Source organism: Butyricimonas hominis, assembly GCF_014287455.1.
Lineage (GTDB): Bacteria > Bacteroidota > Bacteroidia > Bacteroidales > Marinifilaceae > Butyricimonas > Butyricimonas muris.
Genome location: NZ_JACOOH010000031.1, coordinates 1 through 1,903, shown reverse-complemented (window position 1 = coordinate 1,903; position 1,903 = coordinate 1). Strand labels below are relative to the sequence as shown.

The following is a 1,903-nucleotide window of genomic DNA, read 5'->3' as shown; positions in this document are numbered from 1 at the left end:
TTCATGCTCTCATTCCCGATCATGGATGCCATGGCAAACGGGCCGGCAAGCGGTATGTGCATCAGGGGGATGATCATCCCGCCCGTATCGGATACGCCGCGCTTCAGTCCGTTCACGCTTACGTTCGTACCCAGGAACGGTATGTAGTCAGCGGGGTCTATCACCATCCCGACGTAGGGATGGATGGGATTGAAAGGGGGAGCCGTTGTCACATGAACGTCAACCCCGATCACCATGGTGGTATGACTGTCCGCTAAGAACATTTATTTTACCGTAACTTGCTCTATTCTATCAAAATGAATTCCTTTTAAAGAAAATTTATCAACTAGTTCTTTAAATTTCTCGCTAAAAAAAGTATACTGATAATTTGCTTGAGGTATCCGAAAAATATCTTGTTCTTTAATAGCTTCTTTAGATAATGTAAAATGATTGATACTACAAATCCACCCTTTTTCTTTATCTAAATAATTTAAAGAAGATTCTTCTTCAATTAATGCGTTAATAATATTGGTACAATAAAAAAAAGAAAAACCACTTGGATTTGCTATAGGTAAAATTTCACCATATTTGCTAATTAATTCATAAAGACAATCAATCGCATATGAGCTCATAGTATATAGAGGAGTACATGCTGTTGAAATATCAAATTTTTTCTTACTCTTTACTGAGTAAATATACTCTAAACTAGGACTTTCCCAAATTTGTTTAATTTTAGGATTATATCCCATATTTTTTTGCCAATCAGAAACATCTTTGAATCTGATAGCATTATATTCACTTAATGAACCTATTAAATAATATTTCATACTTATATATGTTTTTATTTTTGTGGAGGAGTATATGTTCCATTTAGCAACATTTTCCTTATTTGATCCAATTGCTTTAATACAGCATCTTTTCCACCAGCAAGGTCGGCGGCTACAATTTCAGCATTTACTCGCTCAATATAATCATTTGTATGTCTTCCTGTATGTAATAGTCCTGGAGCTGAACTATTTCTATTATTAGGAAGGAAAACGCCATTAACATAAGAATCAATATCTATTTTATGCTTATCCAGTATATCTTTTGCAGCTTTAGCTTTTTTGCTACTTCCTACAATATGATGAGCTGCAGTATTTGCTGGTCGCGGTATTCCATGAGCAATCATATCATCGGCTAATTTTTTACTACAATGGAGTCCAAATATGTCCAGCCATATATTCACATCCTGCACATATCCATACAGCGTAGGATTGTTCCCTGCCAGTCCAATCGGGTCAGAAGAAATATACATTCCCATCTGCGGTGAATAGTAGCGGAAGCGGTTATAATACAGTTCCGTCTCCATATCCTCATACTGTCCCTGATAGCGGAACGGTACGAGCGTTCGGTCTCCGTGACATTCCTTCACCTCTCCGTACACGTCCAGCAGCATCTCCCACACAAGGATTCCCCTGCTGTCGTATGCCTGCGTAGGCGTGCCCAGATAGTCATGCACTATCGTGTAGCGTTCCCCGTCAGTGACTTTTGCCACCGGCGTGAACGAGGTTCCGTCATATATCCATGTCACGATGTTCTCCAGCTTCTCCGTGCCTTCGTATTCCTCGCGTCCGCTTCCGTCAGTGATGAGCCTCGGCCTGTCTGCCTCGCTGATTTTCCATTCGTGCAGCACCACGTTCCCGTCCCATCCGAACCGCCGGACGGTTCCGTCCACGGTCTTCGATACCCGTCGTCCGAGCGCATCATATCCGAAGGAGATGGTCTTTCCGTCCGGTGTCTTCACTCCGGCAAGCATTCCGCTGGCCAGCCACTCGTAGCAGGTGTCTCCCGGCTGCCAGTCCGCAAACGGGGTGTCCTTGCTTCCGGCACTGCCGTTTTTTTCGTTTTCAGGAGAAGAGAACAGTCCGAACAGCCCCTTCCT

Annotated in this window: 3 protein-coding genes; all 3 read right to left on the bottom strand. The window is 42.7% G+C overall.

Translation table 11 applies throughout. The features are described 5' to 3' along the window. Positions 1-236 (bottom strand): hypothetical protein (locus H8S64_RS22435; RefSeq protein ID WP_222621234.1); only part of this gene is annotated, 236 nt, incomplete at its 3' end. A gap of 27 nt (positions 237-263) precedes the next feature. Beyond that, positions 264-806 (bottom strand): imm11 family protein, encoded by a 543-nt coding sequence (locus H8S64_RS21970; protein ID WP_186978711.1) that lies wholly within the window; start codon positions 804-806, stop codon positions 264-266. Between the two features lie 14 nt (positions 807-820). Next, on the bottom strand, positions 821-1,903 hold a 1,083-nt coding region (locus H8S64_RS21965; RefSeq protein WP_186978710.1), incomplete at its 5' end, for an RHS repeat-associated core domain-containing protein.